15 protein-coding genes are annotated in these 19631 nt (G+C 35.9%); 11 read left to right on the plus strand and 4 right to left on the minus strand.

Annotation, left to right across the window (positions count from 1 at the left end; all coding sequences use genetic code 11):
* Positions 1-78: 78 nt before the first annotated feature.
* The 10 genes from IPJ80_06705 (at position 79) to IPJ80_06750 (ending at position 16029) form a co-directional block, all read left to right on the plus strand.
* A complete protein-coding gene (locus IPJ80_06705) occupies positions 79-9690 on the plus strand; it encodes a hypothetical protein (GenBank protein ID MBK7913174.1) in 9612 nt (3203 codons plus the stop codon).
* A 49-nt stretch (positions 9691-9739) separates the two neighbouring features.
* A complete protein-coding gene (locus IPJ80_06710; protein MBK7913175.1) occupies positions 9740-10660 on the plus strand; it encodes a hypothetical protein in 921 nt (306 codons plus the stop codon).
* Between the two features lie 207 nt (positions 10661-10867).
* Positions 10868-11701 carry a helix-turn-helix transcriptional regulator gene (locus tag IPJ80_06715; protein ID MBK7913176.1) on the plus strand — a complete coding sequence of 278 codons (834 nt, stop codon included), beginning with the start codon at positions 10868-10870 and terminating at the stop codon, positions 11699-11701.
* A 186-nt stretch (positions 11702-11887) separates the two neighbouring features.
* A complete protein-coding gene (locus tag IPJ80_06720; GenBank protein ID MBK7913177.1) occupies positions 11888-12445 on the plus strand; it encodes a polyisoprenoid-binding protein in 558 nt (185 codons plus the stop codon).
* A 58-nt stretch (positions 12446-12503) separates the two neighbouring features.
* Complete coding sequence (gene ygiD, locus IPJ80_06725; protein ID MBK7913178.1) at positions 12504-13388, plus strand: 4,5-DOPA dioxygenase extradiol; 885 nt, start codon at positions 12504-12506, stop codon at positions 13386-13388.
* Between the two features lie 111 nt (positions 13389-13499).
* The gene (locus tag IPJ80_06730) at positions 13500-13973 is read left to right on the plus strand and encodes a hypothetical protein (GenBank protein MBK7913179.1); all 474 of its coding nucleotides are present in this window, start codon (positions 13500-13502) and stop codon (positions 13971-13973) included.
* Positions 13974-13991: 18 nt separating this feature from the next.
* Positions 13992-14321, plus strand: coding sequence for a hypothetical protein (locus IPJ80_06735; GenBank protein ID MBK7913180.1), 330 nt, complete (start codon positions 13992-13994; stop codon positions 14319-14321).
* A 179-nt stretch (positions 14322-14500) separates the two neighbouring features.
* Positions 14501-15076: a hypothetical protein gene (locus tag IPJ80_06740; GenBank protein MBK7913181.1), complete on the plus strand. Its 576-nt coding sequence runs from the start codon at positions 14501-14503 to the stop codon at positions 15074-15076.
* 92 nt (positions 15077-15168) lie between these two features.
* A complete protein-coding gene (locus IPJ80_06745) occupies positions 15169-15588 on the plus strand; it encodes an SRPBCC family protein (protein MBK7913182.1) in 420 nt (139 codons plus the stop codon).
* Between the two features lie 15 nt (positions 15589-15603).
* On the plus strand, positions 15604-16029 hold the full coding sequence (locus tag IPJ80_06750) for a VOC family protein (protein ID MBK7913183.1): 426 nt from the start codon (positions 15604-15606) through the stop codon (positions 16027-16029).
* Positions 16030-16137: 108 nt separating this feature from the next.
* Here IPJ80_06750 and IPJ80_06755 read toward each other — a convergent pair whose 3' ends face one another.
* Positions 16138-16581: a GNAT family N-acetyltransferase gene (locus tag IPJ80_06755; GenBank protein MBK7913184.1), complete on the minus strand. Its 444-nt coding sequence runs from the start codon at positions 16579-16581 to the stop codon at positions 16138-16140.
* A 1-nt stretch (position 16582) separates the two neighbouring features.
* Positions 16583-17146: a hypothetical protein gene (locus IPJ80_06760; GenBank protein ID MBK7913185.1), complete on the minus strand. Its 564-nt coding sequence runs from the start codon at positions 17144-17146 to the stop codon at positions 16583-16585.
* Positions 17147-17261: 115 nt separating this feature from the next.
* On the opposite strand from IPJ80_06760, the gene IPJ80_06765 reads away from it, so the two are divergent.
* A complete protein-coding gene (locus tag IPJ80_06765; protein MBK7913186.1) occupies positions 17262-17684 on the plus strand; it encodes an SRPBCC domain-containing protein in 423 nt (140 codons plus the stop codon).
* Positions 17685-17712: 28 nt separating this feature from the next.
* Here the strand turns inward: IPJ80_06765 and IPJ80_06770 are convergent, their stop codons facing one another.
* Together IPJ80_06770 and IPJ80_06775 are read right to left on the minus strand one after the other, a co-directional pair.
* Complete coding sequence (locus IPJ80_06770; GenBank protein MBK7913187.1) at positions 17713-18261, minus strand: cupin domain-containing protein; 549 nt, start codon at positions 18259-18261, stop codon at positions 17713-17715.
* A 20-nt stretch (positions 18262-18281) separates the two neighbouring features.
* The gene (locus tag IPJ80_06775; protein MBK7913188.1) at positions 18282-19274 is read right to left on the minus strand and encodes a cytochrome C; all 993 of its coding nucleotides are present in this window, start codon (positions 19272-19274) and stop codon (positions 18282-18284) included.
* Positions 19275-19631: the final 357 nt, after the last annotated feature.

The raw sequence follows: 19631 nt of genomic DNA on the forward strand, positions 1-19631 counted from the left end.
CAAAGCTTCAATCTACTTGACAGGGTGTTTACATTCTGACTGGAATAGTTTTGAATTCAAATCTGTAAAAATATAGTTATGAAACGTCAATTCAATGCTTCAATTTCAATTTGGATGTTTTGCCTTGCTTATTTATTAAATAGCAATACAGCAAAGGCTGACCCGTATTCAGAGTCAAACTGGCGCGTGAGTTATGATAATTGCAGCGCTACCATTACCGTGTCATTTTGGATATTAGATGGGCGGGGTGAGGATGATTATTTTAAGAATCTTTCTGTTCGTTATACCAACGCAAATGGTAATTCTAAAAGAATTTTTAGATTGAAATATGGAACGGATTGTTCGTATTGTGATAAAGAATTTACCAGGGATGGGGGAACGCAAAACAGAACGATTGGATATAATGTCGAAGATGGAAATCCATCCTTCAGCGTTGTAGGAGTTTCAGGTTTGGACAATGTGTATGAAGGAAAATTAACTTTAAGAGATTTTGATTTAAACTTATTGGGTGGAAGTATTCAAATTGAAATGTCTGGGCTTTGGTATAATAATGATGCTGGAAATAATGATACAGATATAGATTATTCCAAAACCATTAATTCAACTGTTGACATTCCGGCAAGGACCAATTTAACAAACACATTTGATTGCAATTCTATCACATTGAATTGGACTAACCCAAGTTGGGATTGCGATGATCCTGACTCCAAATGGAAAACTAAAATTTTCAGGACAGATGATCTTGGAAATACACAATATTATGAATTGTTTGGAGACGCCAGACCCAACAATCAATTTACTGATGTAAATGTAGTCGCGGGAAGGATTTACAGCTACTACGTAACTGGAAGCTGGTTTCCCGGATATTCAAGAGAAGTTGGATCTGGCCCGTCTAATACAATTACTGCCCACGTTACGGATTTACCACTTGCTCCGGTGAATGTGCATATTGAAATCAATCCGATACCCTGTGATTCATTAATTGGTATCAGCTGGGATCAGCCCAATATTCAACCAGGTCAATATTATATTTCTAGAAGGCGACATAAACCAAGTCTTTCAGCGTGGACTGTGCTAGATATTATTGATGGTTCATTGACCAGTTATCTCGACTCTTTAAGTGTGTTATCAAATAAAAGCTACCAGTATAAGATACAAGCGGTCTCAGATTGTGGTGTTTCAGCCTATTCAGACATTGTATCAGGTACGGGAGTATTTGAACCTCAGATTCCTGAAAACTTCACTGCCATTCCAGATGGGAATCGTATATTATTAAATTGGAACGATAATAATTCAGATGAAACCGAATACGTAATTGAAAGGACGGGTGGTACAACCAAGATAATTACCTTGCCTGCAGATTCTGAAAGTTATATAGATGTGGATGTAACATTTTGTCAACCCTATCATTATACAATCCGCGCAAATAATTCATGTTTTAAAGCCAGTACTTACCGGGCAAGTGCAGATACCATCCTGGTCTATGACATTAATCAATTGTTTAATGAGCAATCATTGAGCGCATCAAAAGGATATTATTCTGATAAGGTCGTTCTGGAATGGTCCTATAATTTTGGAAGCGATTTGAGTGGATTGCGAATTTATCGCAGAAAATTACAGGATGCTGAATTTATACAAATTGCCAATGAGCAAAGTGGATCCAATATTTATGTGGATGAATATGCAGAAGCTGGACAATTGTATGAGTACAAAATTGCGGGAGAAGTGGAATGTGCAAACCAGGTTTTTCATTCTAATGAAGCCCGGTCGATAGGATTTAGAACACGCACAGGAACGATTACCGGCCAGGTTAGTTATGGGGGCGGGATTGCAGTAAAGGATGTTCAGATCAATGCATCCTCTACATCCGGTATTGCAAATAAGAGTTTAGATTTTACATCCGGAACCATCGTAATTGCACCCCAAGAAAATTTAGATTTAGATACAGCCTTTTTGTTTGAATGTTTTATACAGCCAGAAAATAATACATTCACAGTAATTGAAAAGCAAAACAACTATAAGTTAAGGTTCAATAGTAGTCGTAATTTAGATTTAACAATTTATGATGATAACACTAGTTACAATTTTATTTTAGCTGCAACACAAATTCCAACTACAGGATTCAGTCATATTGCAGTTCAGGTTCAATCAGATACTGTGCGCTTTTTTATAAATGGAATTGAAAGAAAAAAATCCCGAATAACTGTAACCGGTGGTGGTTCATTTCATTTTAGAAATACCAATGACAGTATTATCATTGGTTCAGGTTTTGATGGTAAACTGTGTGAACTTCGTTTATGGAAAGCAGAGAAATCGGCAGCAGAGATTCTCCAGGACAGTAAGCGATTTTTATCTGGTAGTGAAACTGGATTGTTATTTTACTTCAGAACCAATGAAGGAATGGGCAGCGCAGTTTATGATTATTCTAAGCAAGCTCAGGTTTTTAATAAAAATCACGGGATGTTTCGCGGATCAGGAATTGGTTGGTCAACGATTTATCCTACTTCTAGCCAGGTATCATTGTTAGCTTATACCGATGCAATAGGTAATTATATTTTAAACATACCTTTTAATGGTTCTGGAGAAGTTTTTATTGTTTCTCCAAGTTTTTTAACACATACATTTAATCCTTCTTCTTCCGCTTTATTTATTGGTGATGGAGCAACCATCCATAACAACATTAATTTTATGGATCTTTCATCATTTACGGTAACCGGTGATGTGTATTATAAAAATTCAAGTTGTGGTGTTGCAGATGCACCCATTTTGATAGACGGAGTTCCACTTATAGTCAACGGAACGATCGCTAAAACAGATCCAACAGGTGCGTTTTCGATTCAAGTACCAATAGGTAATCACTTTATTGAAGTACAACAAGAGGGTCATGTATATGCAACGAAGCGATTTCCAAGTACAGGTACTTTTAATTTTCAGGAGGCTAAAAGTGGTATTCATTTTATTGATTCTACTTTACTTAAAGTGGTAGGAAGAGTGGTAGGTGGTTTAAGGGAAGCTACTAAAATTCCTGGTTTGGGTAAATCAAAAAACAATATTGGAGTGTCCAAACTCATTTTTACATCTACATTGGGCAATGGATGTCGTAAGGATACCATATATACCAATTCAAGTACAGGGGAGTATGAGCTGTTGTTGCCTCCTTTAAGCTATGTAGTAAATGTTAGTGTACCAAGCAACCCATTAATTAATTTTGGAGTAATTGATTTACTGGATTTAGGTTCAACAACAACTCTTTTAACAAAAATAGATTCTACTTTTGATATCAATGGAAAATTTTTAACAAACAGTCCCTCCATTTCTTACCACAAACAATTGGATTTTATTTGGCGTGAAAAATCAGTTTTAGCTGTAGTGGACAAAGATGGTAGCAATCCATTTATTGGGGAAGATAGCTATACAGATACCTATGGTAATACAAGAAATCTAAGAACGTATCCTTATTTATGGCCAGTTTTTCTTCAAGGGGATGACGAACAATTATATCGATGTTTGATAAAAATATATGAGCCCTATAAGAATTATTCCACAAATAGAATAGATAGCGTTCCAACAACTGAAGGAACACTTAAAATTTACAATGATCTTGCTGAAGAAAGCTTTGCTGAAATTAATGTGTCAGATTATACGAGTCTGGATTCTTTCAAAAATTTGATTTATACATTTAAACCAGGCTTTCCAAATTTTAATGAAAATGTAGCGATTCCAGAGTACAGTTATACTGGAAAAATTGAAATGATTTTAGAAACTGCAGCTGGTACCATATCCTGGTTACCGGCTACAAGCAAAGTTTTTAGTCAACCCAACACGAATACCGGTGTATACCATTATTATTTATTAGGTAAACGTTCGAATGGTCAACAATTTGTCACATTGGGACCACAAGTACCAGAATATGTTTTGAGAGATCCACCTGGAACAGCAAGTTCTGCAAGTCGAAGTATTGGAACAACCAAAGTGGATAAAACCAATTGGTCCTGGAATTTAGGTTTGGAAGCACATACTTCTGATCAAATTTATACAGGCGTAAAAGTAAGCGTTGGAGTAGGTGTAGAAGTTGATAATGAAACAGAGAACAATCTTACTGCAGGATTTAAAGCAAAAATCAGTGGTGGAAGAACAGGTTCACAAACCATTGAAACAACCAATACTAACACGTGGTCAACCTACGGAGAGACTGCAATACCACCGGGCGCAAGCAGTGATTTGTATATTGGAAAATCTCAAAATGTGCAATTTGGAGTGAGTGAGGAACTCGTAATTATTTCAGATCAATTATGCGATACCATCCCTTGTTTATCGGGTAAAAAACCTGCAACTAATTTATCTTTTGCAAAAAAATATGGATTGTCTGTTGTTCCGGGAGGATACAACACCCAATTTATGTTTAATGAATACGATATTAAAAATCTGATCATTCCTAATTTAATTAATTTACGAAATAAATTTCTACAAACCAATCCTAAATACACCAGCAAACTGTCAGTCAATGATGAGAATTATGGAAAAAATAATGATGATCCGGTTTTTGGTGCTGCCGCCTCAACCTATACCCCACAAACAGGAGATTTTGAAGATTACGATGGACCTAGCTATAAACTTTTTGTAAAAGCAAATCCCAGCTATTTAGATTTAATGAATGCAGTTGACTCCGTTAGGTATTTAAATAATCAAATTTATCAATGGGAGCAAGCGATCTATCTCAACGAATGGGAAAAAGTACATATTGGAAATAAAGACACCATAGAAGCATATAAACAAAAGGAGTTGTCTGAATTGGATAAACAAAATGCAGATATCATTATTGCATATGCCGCATTATCTTATGCAGCTGCTGAGGCGATCTATCATTCTTATGGAGCCATTGCAGTTCCTGCAGTTGGTTCTGCTTTTCTAGGATATGCAACCTTTGCAGTAACTACTGCATTTGGAATTGCAGAGGCAGAAATTATTGATGAGTATTTAGAATATAAAGCAAAAAGAAACCGCATCGTTGAGAAATTTGAGAGCTTAGGGAGTCCATCAAATTTTACTTTTACCGGTGGAACCACTTACGAATCTGAAATTTCTCACAGTACAGCCATAGAGCATGGCTCAAGTATTGAATATGAATTGACCGCGGAGTTAGGTTTTGAAGTTTCCGGTAAAATCAATAACAATGGAGTCGGGATTGAAAAAGGTTTAGAAATTGGGTTTACCAATTCACATGATTGGTCATTGGAAGAAGGTGTAACAGAAACTGTGACATTCAACTTAAACGACCCGGATATTGGTGATTTATATTCTGTGGATGTATATCCTTCTATTCTTGGTTGGGGACCTATTTTTAAAAATAAACCGGGTTGCGCTACGGCCTGTCCGTTTGAAGAGGAAACAGTTACAGAGTATTATTTACCTGGAACGGTTGTGAGTGCGCGTACTCAGCAAATAGATAAACCCAAATTGGATGTCAGTCCTTTTCTAATTACAAATGTTCCGGTGGATGAAGCGGCTGTATTTAATTTGACAGTTAGCAATGAATCAGAGGTTGGATACATCATGCCGTATGATATCAGCATTGCCAGTGAAACCAATCCTTTCGGAGCTATTGTCAGAATTGATGGTCTTCCAAGTGCATCCGTTATCATAGCAGGCGGAACCGCAATCAATAAAGTATTAACCATTGAAAAAGGTCCTGGTCCCGTCTATAATTATGATAACATATTGGTATTGGTTCATTCACAATGTCAGTTTACAGGAGGAGCAGGATTTATTTCTGATATTGTTGATTCTGTTTATGTGTCAGCACATTTTCTACCATCCTGTACAAACGTTCGAATAGCCAATCCGGATAATCAATGGGTATTAAACAATGATTTTCATGATACACTTCCGATCTCAATTGTGGATTATAATATTAATTATTTTGATCTAAAAAACCTGCGATTGGATTATAAACCATCCAGTTCAGCGAATTGGATCGGTTTGCAAAAATTTCATGTCGACACAAGTGGTTTGCAAGATTCTAAAGCCATACCCTTGTCAAGAGATAAATCATTTTCATTTTATGATTGGGATGTCAGGCAATTGACAGATGGAGCTTATGATTTACGGGTTAGCTCTACATGTGAATTATCAGAACGCAATTCTGAAATCCATTCCGGTATTATAGATCGAATCAATCCGCATGCATTTGGTCACCCGTCTCCTGCGGATGGAATTTTATCACCCAATGATGAGATCAGTATTAAATTCAATGAACCCATTGATTTAGGATCTATTAGTTCCAGTATAAATTTTGATATCCGCGGTGTTCTAAATGGCGGTCCGGTTGAACATGCAACTTCATTGAGTTTTGATGGCATCGATGATTATCTTGAACTACCAGATGGAATTGCATTGGATCGCCGGGATTTTACCATAGAGTTTAGTTTTAAACGCGATTCATTTGGTGAGCAGACGATTATTAGTCAGGGTAACACGGTTGGTGAACAAATTTATATTGGATTTGCAGCGGATCATAAGCTTATATTTAAAATAAATGGTACTTCTGTAAGCTCCACGAAATTGTTTAACGATAATATTTGGCATACAGTTGCAATTAGTTATAAATATCTTTCAGAAACCGTAGAGATGTTTTTGGCAGATGAACAAACAACTGCCAGTTTAATAAACGTAGGAGCAACTAGTTTGCAACCGGATTATATAGGAGTCAATGCAAAAGCTTTATTTGGTAAGAATTCAGCAACAGCTTCTCAATTTTTCAATGGAAATTTGCATGAAGTTCGGATTTGGACTACGGCGAGAAATTTATCACAGTTTTCCATTTATAAATCCAAATTATTGAGTGGAAACGAAGCCGGATTGCTCTATAACTGGAGAATGGATGAAGCTACAGGCACAACAACTATTGATCTTTCTAAAGGACGTGAAGCGCTGATCAAAGCAGCCACCTGGCAAATTACTCCTAATGGGAAATCTGGTGATTTTAAATCCGCCTCATCCAATTATTTAAAGGCGAGTACAGGCAACATCGCTATTACGGATGAAATGGATTTTACAGCAGAATTTTGGTTTAAATCCGGTCAAACTGGAAATGCATGTTTGTTATCGAATGGAACCGGAACGGGATTGAGTTCTGATTCATTGCAATCCTGGAACATAGATAAAGTTGATAATCTAATTCATATCAAACACAACAAGATTGATTTTACTGCAACAACAAAAAATTATTTTGATAATAATTGGCATCATTTTGCCATGGTCTTAAAACGTAATGCCAGTCTCAGCGTTTATATTGATGGCTTATTTGAAAATTCAATTTCCAGCGATGGATTCCGCGAATGGAGTGGATCTAATATGTGGATTGGAGCGCGCGGATTTAAAATTGGTACTCAAGATAATGTTAGCAATTATTACAATGGTTTATTAGATGAATTCCGTTTTTGGAATGTTGCCCGGAGCTATGAGCAAATTAAACGGGATAAGCAAAATAGAATGATGGGTGATGAAGCCGGATTGCAATTCTACTTGCCTTTTGAACATTATAGCACAGATCCGACAGGTATAAAAATACTTACTGGAGTGATTGCAGATCAGATTACCATACCGCATGTTATTGACAGTGTTAAAGCCAGTTTGTCTTCAAGTACACCAACTATAAAATTACAAAGACCCGTTGAACAAATTGCCTTTAATTATGCTGTAAACAATGATCAGATCATATTAACTCCAATCACTGCCGGGGAATTGATTGAAAATGTAACATTGGATGTTACCGTTCAGGGAATTCATGATTTGCATGGCAATACCATGAAATCACCAATAAGTTGGATTGCGTATATGGATAAAAATCAGGTGGTTTGGCAAGATGAATTATTAAAATACAGTATCACAAGAGGAGAAAATTTAAGTTTTAAATCAGGTATTTACAACCGGGGAGGTGCATCTAAAAAGTTTAATATACTGGATCTTCCATCCTGGATAAGTGTCAATCCAAGTTCCGGTGTCATTGCACCAAACAGTTATATTGAAGTAATTTTTACAGTGGATCCCTCTGTTAATTTAGGAAAATATTTTATTGGCGCAAGTTTATTGACAGATTTTAATTATCGCGAAAAATTAAATATTGAATTGGAAGTAAAAGCAAAAGAACCCAATTGGACCGTAAATCCTGGAGCCTATGATAATACCATGAATATCATTGGAACAATAAAGATAAATGGTATTTTTTCATCAGATATCCGGGATAAAATTGTTGCCTATGTTGGTGCAGAGGTTCGGGGTGTAGCCAATTTGGAATATGTTCCAAAATTAGATGCTTACCGTGTATTTTTAAATGTATACAATTCAACAGGGAATCCTGCAATTACTTTTAAAATTTGGGATGCTTCGGCTGGAAAAGTTTACAGTGATGTAGTTGGAAATAATATCGTGTTTAATTTGGATTCAGTGAGAGGAAGTTTTTCCAATCCAGTTATTTTTGAATCCGGAAGTATTGTCAGTTTAGACATACCGGTTTTCAGTGGTTGGAACTGGATCTGCTTTTATCTTGATAATTTTGCAACGACAACCGATGGGGTATTGGAAAGTGTTGCAGAAAAAGATGCAACTATAAAAAATCTAACAGAATCAAATACCTATAATGGCAGTACATGGAGTGGTAATAAAATCAATGGTTTTTATCCATATCAATTGTGGAAATTAAAGAAAGGGATCAACGACACATTGATTTTACGCGGTACGGTGGTCAATCCAACGACTCGTCCTGTCACCTTAAATGGTGGTGGGTGGAGCTGGATTGGCTTTATTTCCATTCGGTCACAAGAAATAAATTCAGCATTGTCCAATTTAACTCCCGTAGTCGGAGAAATTATAAAAGGTAAATACAATTTTGCTGTTTACAATGGTGCTGCTACCGGTTGGTTGGGAAGTCTTAAAACCATGGTGCCGGGAGAAGGTTATATGTTTAAATCAAAAAGCAATGGCCCAAGAACATTTACCTATCCGATAGCTGGAATGTTTGAAAGCTTCGATGATTTAACAACGCGAACGAATCAAGATTCGTGGTGGCAGGTAAATCATCACCAATACAATAATAACATGACTGCAATAGTATCGGTTCATACAGATTGTCCGGACTTGATTCATGAAAGAGGTTATGGAATAGGACTTCTTGATGCAGGCGGTAATTGGAGAGCCAAGGCGGCAATTGAAACTGAATCTCAACAGGAGCTGGCCTATTTAACAATTGCCGGTGATGCAACAGAAAAATTACAATACAAATTGATTCATCCTGAATCCAATCAACAATTTGATTTAGCTGCGACTGTTCAATTTAAAGCAAACGATCACATTGGAAGTATCGATTTCCCTTATGTACTTACGATGGATGAATCCTTATGTAAAACCATCAAGTTTAGCGATGCAGTATACAATCAAAGGTACGAAGTGTATCCACAGGTCTTTCAAGATTTGATTCATATCGAATATACCACCTTGGAAGCAGATGCTAACGCAAACATTCGAATTACAGATGTATTCGGTCATGAAATCATGCAATCCAGGCAAATTTTGGTGAAAGGATTTAATGATATTCAACTGGATTTAAAACAAATTCAAATACCTGGCAGCTATTTTATCAGTCTAATGACCAATCAAAAACAACTTACAAAATTAATCCAGAAAATAAATTAAAATGTTAGCAATAATAAAATTCACTTTGCGCTATTGCTTAGTAGTTTCGATGTGTTTATCAACTCTAATTGGAAGATCACAGGCTGACTGGATTGTAATCCCATCAGATTATGAATACAACATGAATGTCATTGGTGTGGGTTTTATCGAATGCGATGCCATTCACGATGAACAGGATCGGATTGCAGCATTTGTTGGAGATGAAATCAGGGGTGTTCAGTTTTTTAATGTGGAAAGTAATCAGGGATTGTATGTGTATATGTTTATTTACAGCAATCGATTTTCAGGGGATACCATCCATTTTAAAATTTACGATGCATCAGAAGATCGCATTTATGAGCTTTCCAATATAATGGTATTTTCGGAAAATGCTGTTGTGGGTTCTGAACAAATGCCTGTGCAATTTACAACAGTGAATCAAACATTAAACATTGAGCCAGATACCAATCAAATCCTACGACAGTCAAATGTAGGAGACAAAATCGTAAATTTACAGGTTAAAAATGGAATCGGACAAGTGCTTCTTGCGGGTTTTGAATGGATTCATGATAGCGCAGGAATTCACAATCATTATTTTGAATTTGTCGGGCAAGAACTTTTTATAAAGGAGCGTATTGTAGATTTTCCGGAAAACGAAATCCAAATTCACTTCAAAGTGAATGTATCAGGAATGTGTGTAACAGATCAACTACTCAATTTTAAAATCAGTGATTTGACTGCCACTGAAAATGAAACAGAACAGCCATTGATAGACATTTTTCCTAACCCAACAGCGGATTATTTTCAGATACGCAGTAATGTATTGTTTGACCATGTTTATTTGATGGACCCACTAAAAGGCAGTATGCGAGAAGTAGAGCAGCAGAAACAAATTTATCTGACATCAGGCGAATATGGATTAAAATATATAATCTTTAAAAAGGGAAGCACTATTTGGAAAAAACCTTTGTTACATATTACTGAAATATAAACAATTTATTAAGCATTGATTGCAAATCGATTTTTATAAACCTTATTTATTTCTAAACTTGGTTAATTTTGATTGATCCTAACAGGATTTGAATTCGATCCTGATCCAATTGGGTAATTTATTTTGTCTAAACGATATCAACAATATTTATAAGTTGGATCCTATTTGGTTTAAACAAAATGCATGCTTGATTGTATATAGAATCAAATGCTTAAGTCGCTGTTTCACATTTTTAAATTGAACCGGGAGGATGCACTGAAAATTATAGCTGCCCCTGATCCACCCCATGCCCACGATTATGAAGAACTGATCCTGGGTATGACCGGTAAATTAGAGCATTTTATTGATTTTAAAACAGAAACTTACGAAGCCCCTTTTGCCAGTTTTGTTTCGAAAGGAAAAACGCACCGGGTGATCCCTCATTTGCAAAATGACCAATGCGAGGTATGGGTTATCCGATTCCAAAGTGAGTTTATTCCAGAGACTACGTTTCAATTGTATTCTTATTATCATGATCATGCTACGATCAAAATGCAGGCTGGCAGATGTTTTAACAGATTGCTCAGTTTGTGTGAACTCATGCATGCAGAAATGCAATACAGTACTCCTGATCTGGCGGTTGTCAGGCATTTATTAAGTGCTTTATTTACTATGATTGAGTCTGAGCGAAAAAAGATTTCTGAAGATGCCGGTTCCTATGCAAAAACTCAAAACACTACTTTTAAAAATTTTCTAAAAATTCTGGAGGAAAATTATCTGCGACCCGAAGGTGTGGAATTTTATGCGGAAAAATTATTTATGTCCAGCAGAAATCTCAATTTAATCTGTCAGAATATTTTGCAAAAAAGTGTTTCAGAAATTATTGAAACCCGCAAACTGATTGAAGCTAAGAATCAATTAATCAATACCGATAAAACCGTAGCCGAAATTGCTTTTGACCTTGGATACAACGAGCACGCCTATTTCACCAATGTCTTTAAGAGAAAATCTGGGCAAACGCCAACTGAATTCCGGCAAGAAATACGGCAGTTGGTTTCCTGAAATTACAAGTTATTTACCGAATTCTGATATTTGACGGACTGGTATCGTCAGAACTTTGTACTGTGAATGGGTTAGTTAAGACCAAAGGACCAAAGGACCAAAGGACCATAGCCCATTAGTATTTATTGATGCTATTTATTGCCTTAATATGAATTAAATATAACTATTATATAAAAAAATTTAAACATGCAAACAACAACAGCAAAAGCAATTCAAACGAAGTGGATGCTTGATCCTTCGCACAGTGAACTGGTTTTCAAAGTAAAGCACTTAATGATTGCAAATGTGAAAGGATCATTCAGATCGTTTTCAGCAATTATTGATGGGGAAGATTTCAGAACGGCACCGATTCATGTTACAATTGAGGCAAGCTCTGTGTTTACCAATGATGATAACCGCGACGGTCATTTAAGAACACCGGATTTTTTTGACGTGGAAACCTTTAGAACCATTTCATTTGAAAGCAGCAATTTTAAAAAACTAGATGGAGAGCACTATCAACTGACAGGAATACTTACTATTAAAGGAATTTCACGAGAAGTAAAATTGCAGGTTGAATTTGGTGGCACCAACACCGATCCGTACGGTAATGAAAAAGCTGGGTTTTCAGTGAGTGGTAGTATCAATCGTTCGGAGTGGGGATTAAATTGGAATGCTGCTTTAGAGACAGGAGGTGTTTTAGTAAGTGATGAAGTAAAAATTCAAGCTGAATTGCAATTTGTCAGAAAATCAGATTCAATTTAATAAAGTTTGCATCGATTTTGTACGTCATATAAATTTACTAAATTTAGGGACTTATTTTATGAGGCGAAAACGATTTTTACAAGCTTTAACACTATTGCCAATAGCCGGTGCTGTTATGAAACTGAATGATTTATATAAGGGTTTGCAAGAGTTGGAATATACAGAAAAAATGCCCGTTCTGTTTCTGGGTCATGGCAGTCCAATGAATGCCATTGAAGAAAATGAATTTGTAAGAGGGTTCAGAAACATTGCGAAAGTTATTTCAAAACCAAAAGCGATTCTGTGCATTTCAGCTCATTGGGAAACCAAAGGCACTTTCGTAACAGCCATGGATAAACCTGCAACGATTCACGATTTTGGAGGATTTCCACAAGCTTTATTTGATGTACAATATCCTGCTCCCGGCAGTCCGGAGTTGGCTCAACAAACAAAGGATATCGTGCACAAAACCCAAATCGGAATGGATACGAAATGGGGCTTAGATCATGGGGCCTGGAGTGTCATCAAACATTTATATCCAAAGGCAGATGTACCGGTCATTCAAATGAGTTTAGATTATACACTGAGTCCACAGGCTCATTACGATTTAGCAAGTGAATTGTTTAGTCTAAGACAGAAAGGGATCTTAATCATTGGAAGTGGCAATATGGTTCATAATTTGGGCATGATAGCCTGGGATAAACTAAATTCAGATTCTTATGGTTTTGACTGGGCTTTGGAAGCCCGCGATAAAATGAATCAAGCCATATTAAATGGAAATCATCAAAGTTTGATTGATTTTCGTTCACAAGGAAAGGCATTTGATCTTTCCATTCCAACCCCTGAGCATTATTTGCCTTTGTTGTATGCATTGGCCTTAAAGGATAAAAGCGATCCAATCGAATTATTTAATGACAAAGCAATCGCTGGATCCCTGACCATGACATCCGTAAAAATTGGATGAGGTTATTCAAGGAGAAAAGGCCTGAGAAGGTTTGAACGTATTCAATTTATTAATCTCTTTAGATCCTTGCAAGGATTTTAAAAACCAAATTGTATCTTTGATTGAAAAGCAATGGATAAAACAAAAACAGTGCGGATTCAATCATTTAAACCAGGTTTATGGTCTCTTGGTTTTATACTAAGTTGTATTCTATGTTTTACTCAATGCAGGGTACATTTATTGCCTGAATTTGATGCGGCTATTTTAGATCAGATTGACCAAACGGCAAAGCAAGTTGATAGATTTTATTTAGGATTATTGGAATTGGATCCAGCTAATTTACATAAGCGATCGTATTCCAGTTGCAGTGATACTTACATCGCAATACAATCTGAATTAAATTCACTTTATATAAAAAATAAAATTCGCCCGCTAAACAGCAATACCTTGCGAATAGTGGAAATCACCAAAGAGTTATGGAATAAATATAAAAATGAGCATAAACGAGATCAGGTGCTTACCAACGGAGTGATTGAATTGAACAGACAGTCTATGGAAGAATTGTTTTATACAATGCGTGTTGCAGAAAAAATTAAAAAGCCATAACATTTTAAATCTAAGATCATGGGAACTTTTGACACAGATGCAGTCATAACAGATATGTTGGCTGCTGTCCAATCTACGGTTTCAAAGCACTGGAAGGAAGTTAAAAGCAGCATGCAGCAATTTTTAAATAGCAGAAAGTCAAGATTTGAATTATTGGCTGAATTGAGAATTTCAGGAGAATTAAGCCAGGAACATTTTGAATCCAGACTGGAAGATGAAAAACTAATTGCTGAAGCAGAGATGCAGGCTTTGGAAGTTATCTCAAAAGCCATGGCACAAAAGGCAGCAAATGCAGCCATTGATATATTTCAGAAAGCAGTAGGAACTGCAATAAAGGGGATTTTATAAAATTTGAGAATCTTGTCTTAGGAAAAAAAGAGATTCCGCAAGAAGTGGAATTTTAAATCCAAAAATATCTGTTTAATAAATTGAAATCTTATTTCAATAATTTTATTTGCTGTTTCAATAAATTAATATGGAGAGTTTGTAGAAACAGCTAGCCCCTTTTTAGATTTGTGTAATAACAAATGGGCTATAATCCTAAAATTCATCATCGACGATCCATTCGAATTCAAGGTTTTGACTATTCAAAAGCAGGCTGTTATTTTATCACCTTGGTATGTCAGCATCGCAAAAACTTTTTTGGAAAAATCATACTTGATGCAAATCGTCAAAATAAGGTCAAGTTAAGTCCAACTGGGGAAATCGCACAAAGCTGTTGGTTAGAGATTCCAATTCATTATCCAAATGTTAAATTGCATGAATTTGTGATCATACCAGATCATATGCATGGAATTCTTGAAATAAAACAGCAGGCTGATTTGGAAAGCAATAACCAAAGAATTCCACAAGTCAACAAATATCAGAAAATCATTCCAAAATCTATTGGGTCAATCTTAAGAGGATATAAGATAGGTGTCACAAAATGGTTTCGGGATCAATGTATGAAGGAAGATTGGATTCTAATTGATAGACAAGAAATTGTATTGTGGCAACGAAATTATTATGAGCATATTATTAGAAATCAATTTGAATATTTTGTGTTCTCAAATTATATTCGTAATAATCCTAAAAATTGGAAGGGGAAAATTGAAGAAATTTAATTTAGATATTAAAATCCCAACCAAAAGAATCAGAGGAATATTTTTAACGTAGCTATAAAATTCTTTTAGTTTTGCAGTCATTAATTGGTCAAATGGAAAAAATATTTATTGAAGTTCAAGTAAACGTCGAAGCATCCCTGGACAAAGTTTGGCAATGCTGGAATGGTCCGGAACATATTGTAAACTGGAATTTTGCTTCGGATGATTGGTGTGCACCTAAGGCAGTAGTAGACTTAAAACCAGGTGGGCAATTTGTATGCAGGATGGAATCTAAGGATGGAACGATGGGTTTTGATTTTAAAGGAATTTATAATGTAATTAAACCAATGGAACTCATAGAATACACTTTGGAGGATGATCGTACGGTTCGGATTGAATTTAAAGAAAATGAAAGTGGAGTCCAGCTAATTGAGAAATTTGAGGCGGAACATGAAAATTCTGTCGAATTGCAGCAATTCGGTTGGCAAGCCATATTAAATAATTTTAAGCAGTACGTTGAATCCAATTCTTAAATTAAAATTTATTATATGTCTGATCAATTATATCCATGTCTATGGTTTGATGGAAATGCCAAAGAAGCTGCCACTTTTTATTGTAGCATTTTTAAGGATGGCAGAATCACCGCAGATACCCCCATGGTTGTGAATTTTGAAATCATGGGCAGAAAATTTATGGGACTCAATGCCGGGCCCATGTTTAAATTCAATGAATCCATTTCCTATGTCATTGAATGTGATACGCAGCAAGAAATCGATTATTATTGGGATCAATTGACAAAAGATGGAGGCCTGGAAGTTGAATGTGGTTGGGTAAAAGATAAATTTGGCCTATCCTGGCAAGTCGTTCCAAAAATCTTAGGAAAGCTCATGAATGATCCCCAAAAAGCACCTCAAGTGCTGGCAGTAATTATGAAAACCAAGAAGTTTAATATTCAAGAACTGGAGGATATTTAATTACGAATTGCAAATTACGAATTACGAATTTAATTCGTAATTAGCAATTCGTAATTCGCAATTCGTAATTCGCAATTTGTAATTCGCAATTTGTAATTCGTAATTGATTCAAACTTCCCATTCATAAAAATTATGATCTTTATCCAACACAAATCCGGTTTTAGGATACAGCGCATTTCCAATTACATTTGATTTAGCGGTTTCCAGGGTAAGTGCAACGGCATTCGTTTCACGGGCAAGTTGTTTAGCACGATCTATCAATAATACAGAAATACCCTGACTGCGATATTCTGGAGCTACAAACAGATCATTCAATAACCAGAGTCGTTTTAGACGGGTTGAAGAAAACAATGGGTACAATTGTACAAAACCTGCGATTTTGTTGTCGATTGTTTCTGCAAGGAATATTTCAGATTCATTGTTAGTAATCCTATCGGACAAAAATAATTTTGCAGCATTTATATCTGTTGGTTTATTGTAAAATATACGATAAGCATCAAACAAGATGGAAAGCGCATCGATATCAGTACGTGTGGCTTTTCGAATGATCATTTTAAGTTTTTTTAAAATATTTATTTAAATACGAATTAATTTTAGGAATGGCAAGCACCAAATGAATGAATGCAAATAAAATCGAACCTGGTAAAATCAAGCGAACTAGTTTTTCGAAGCTTTGGAAATTATTTACGTCATTAAAATTGGCTACCAAACTGAATTCGTGTTCTGAAAAATTTATTTTAACGGATAAAAATACTGCAATGAGTGCAAAATGAAACCCATTGACAAATAAATGCAAGATGTATTCCCAACGAGGTAGTCCGCCCATAAAGGCACGACTGTCTTTTTCAGCGTATGCATCGATTCCTAAAACAAGGAGGTCCAATAAAACGATCCCGTTCCCTAATATAAATCCGAAGCTGTGATGATGGTTTAGAAAAAGAAAGTAGAGAATGAGTGGAAAAAAAATAGCCCGTAAGGTGTGGGTTAAATGTTCTAACCGGCTATCAGACTGGTTTTGAAGTTGGTATCTTATTAAATGTAAGTACAAGCCATCAAATAAAGCCAATAGTGCAACCAGTAAGAGTAAAACAGATAGTATCAAAAATGCCATTTCCATAGCCAGGGTAAAAATAGCTTATTTTTATTTTACCCTGGAATAAGCCAGCGATGGCTGAAAGTAATATCTAAATAAGTTCAGAGACTTCATGTATTTTAGTGCTTTTAAAAGCCATATGATTCGTATAGAAAAACAGTTTCAAGCACCCATTACGAAAGTTTGGGATGCCATTTCCAACAAGGATACCATGAAAAAATGGTATTTTGATATTCCTGATTTTGAACTTCAAGTCGGTCATGAATTCAATTTTTTGGCCGGACCACCTGATGGCAAGGAATGGCATCATCGATGCGTAATTCGCAAGCTGGTTCCTGAAAAAATATTGAGTCATAGCTGGACCTATCCCGGATATGAAGGGGAAACCTTGGTTACCTGGGAATTAATTAAGGTATCAGATGAAGTAACGCAGGTTAATTTTTGTCAAGAATTCATCGTGCCTTTTCCGGAAGAAGTCGACGAACTTCATCAAGAAAATTTTCAAGAAGGTTGGACTTATATAATTAATATTGGATTGAAAGAGTTTTTGGAAAACGAATAGATCTAAAAAATTGTGATATAATCTTTGATCACAACGGTTTTGGAGCATTTTTAAATTTCTTATATTTTCCAAGTATATTTCCGATGAAAAAAGTAATTGGTATAATTAGTTTTTTAACAATAAAAGGTAATCCAATCAATCCGTATTCATTTTTATACCTGGTCATAAGATATGCGGAATCAAAAGCTTCTGGTCGGTTTGATCCCGATTTACGTTGTGCAGCATACAGGGTATCTAAAAAGAATACAATGCTGTTAACTGGTTTTACCCAGGCATCGATGATGAGTTCATCATCCCCAACATTCCAAAATCGATGAGGGGTATTTCTATAAAAGATGATGGATTGACCTGCGGTATAAATTTTTGGTTCTTGTCCATATACCTGGCAAGCTGCCTTCCCTTGTAAAATTGTAAAGCCTTCATCTTGTAAATAATGAACATGCATGGCTGGCCCGGCATTTGGAGTACAGTGACCTTCAATAATTATTTTAGAAGCATCTGGTTCATGAACAATTTCTTTAAAAATTATTTTTTCTCCCTGACCGCTTTCAATTGTGTAAGGTAAAAGATATTTCATTTGGTATTGGATTAATTAATTTAATTTGAAGCGCTTACAGTTGGAAGAATTACAGTTTTTTCAATTTTATTTTCCACGGGATCTAAAGAGTTTAAATAGCGATAAATTGCTTTTAAATCCAAATCATCCATTCTGCTAAATGATCCCCAGGGCATGGGACTGCCTTTATGAACGCGACCGGCTCTAAAACGGGCCACAAAGGCATTTTCACCCCAATCAGATATAATTCCGGTTGTTGGATGAGGAGTTAAATTTGGTGAAATGAATGCAACGCCATCACTAAAAGCATCCGCTTCATAATACATGCCTCCTGCAAAAGGTTTTCCAATTAATTCACCAGTCTTCATATCTCGGTTTGTGTGACAACCAACACAATCTGCTACAGAATTTGCTAAGTATTTTCCATAGCTTATGCTGGTATCCCTGATAATTGATTTGGGTGGATTTCCTTTTGTGCCCTCCGGTTTAATTAAATTGAAAGCCACCAAAGCTTTGCCCAGAAAATTTATTTCACTTCGTTTTACCTGATGCTTTACAGGAGCTTGTGATTTTAAAAATGAAACGATTGCTGTTAAATCTTCATCTGTCAAATCATGAAAGGACATAAAAGGGGCAATGAATCGATTGTCATATCCAACCATGTAACGCAACGTACGTGCAATTTCTCCGTCTGTTAAATTCCCGATTCCAGTTTCTTTATCTGGTGTAATATTTGGTGCTCGGAATGTTCCGGGTGGAATTGATAATTCCCAACCTCCGCTTAAAGGCATTAAATCACCTTTTTCCACATCCATGTATTTGTCCATTGGCACATGACAGGTACCACAATGTGCAGGGCCATAGGCCAGATATTTTCCACGCGCAATGACAGCAGAATCGCTACTGGCTATAATGTTTGGATAGGGTGCGGTAAATGTTTTATTTGAGTTGAATTGTACATATGTGAAAAAACCTATTACTAAAAGCAATAAAGTCAGGCCTAGCCATTTTAATACATTCAATATTGTTTTCATGATATGAAATATTTATTAAATTTATGAAGCAAAATTAGTATCAACTTGCTTCGGTTTCAATCAGCAAATCTGCTGAATCTTACTACGCAGATTTTCGTATTCTTGGTGAATAATTTTTAGGGAGTTGTTGCAATTGAACAATGTTGCGATGCTGCAATCCTGAAATGCTACAATGTTTACATGCAAGAATTAATTTTTTTAAATGAATCCGATTGAAATAGCAAGTTACCGAAGGTGTCCCGCCGAGGTAGGAGAGAATGTTTCTTGAATGTCAAAAGTAGGAAGGAGGGCAGTCTATAGAAAAGAAGTCTTTTAGAGAAATGCTGCAATGCTGCAATTCTGCAATTCTGCAATGTT

The sequence above is a fragment of the Saprospiraceae bacterium genome (assembly GCA_016714025.1).
In the GTDB taxonomy this organism is placed as follows: domain Bacteria; phylum Bacteroidota; class Bacteroidia; order Chitinophagales; family Saprospiraceae; genus Vicinibacter.

Excerpts from the sequence above, each read along its gene's own strand:
- IPJ80_06730 (MBK7913179.1), top strand. The coding sequence starts at position 13,500 with ATGGATAAAACAAAAACAGTGCGGATTCAATCATTTAAACCAGGTTTA.
- IPJ80_06710 (MBK7913175.1), top strand. The coding sequence starts at position 9,740 with ATGTGTTTATCAACTCTAATTGGAAGATCACAGGCTGACTGGATTGTA.
- IPJ80_06775 (MBK7913188.1), bottom strand. The coding sequence starts at position 19,274 with ATGAAAACAATATTGAATGTATTAAAATGGCTAGGCCTGACTTTATTG.
- IPJ80_06715 (MBK7913176.1), top strand. The coding sequence starts at position 10,868 with ATGCTTAAGTCGCTGTTTCACATTTTTAAATTGAACCGGGAGGATGCA.
- IPJ80_06760 (MBK7913185.1), bottom strand. The coding sequence starts at position 17,146 with ATGGAAATGGCATTTTTGATACTATCTGTTTTACTCTTACTGGTTGCA.
- IPJ80_06750 (MBK7913183.1), top strand. The coding sequence starts at position 15,604 with ATGTCTGATCAATTATATCCATGTCTATGGTTTGATGGAAATGCCAAA.
- IPJ80_06765 (MBK7913186.1), top strand. The coding sequence starts at position 17,262 with ATGATTCGTATAGAAAAACAGTTTCAAGCACCCATTACGAAAGTTTGG.
- IPJ80_06740 (MBK7913181.1), top strand. The coding sequence starts at position 14,501 with ATGGGCTATAATCCTAAAATTCATCATCGACGATCCATTCGAATTCAA.
- IPJ80_06705 (MBK7913174.1), top strand. The coding sequence starts at position 79 with ATGAAACGTCAATTCAATGCTTCAATTTCAATTTGGATGTTTTGCCTT.
- IPJ80_06735 (MBK7913180.1), top strand. The coding sequence starts at position 13,992 with ATGGGAACTTTTGACACAGATGCAGTCATAACAGATATGTTGGCTGCT.
- IPJ80_06745 (MBK7913182.1), top strand. The coding sequence starts at position 15,169 with ATGGAAAAAATATTTATTGAAGTTCAAGTAAACGTCGAAGCATCCCTG.
- IPJ80_06755 (MBK7913184.1), bottom strand. The coding sequence starts at position 16,581 with ATGATCATTCGAAAAGCCACACGTACTGATATCGATGCGCTTTCCATC.
- IPJ80_06770 (MBK7913187.1), bottom strand. The coding sequence starts at position 18,261 with ATGAAATATCTTTTACCTTACACAATTGAAAGCGGTCAGGGAGAAAAA.
- IPJ80_06720 (MBK7913177.1), top strand. The coding sequence starts at position 11,888 with ATGCAAACAACAACAGCAAAAGCAATTCAAACGAAGTGGATGCTTGAT.
- ygiD (MBK7913178.1), top strand. The coding sequence starts at position 12,504 with ATGAGGCGAAAACGATTTTTACAAGCTTTAACACTATTGCCAATAGCC.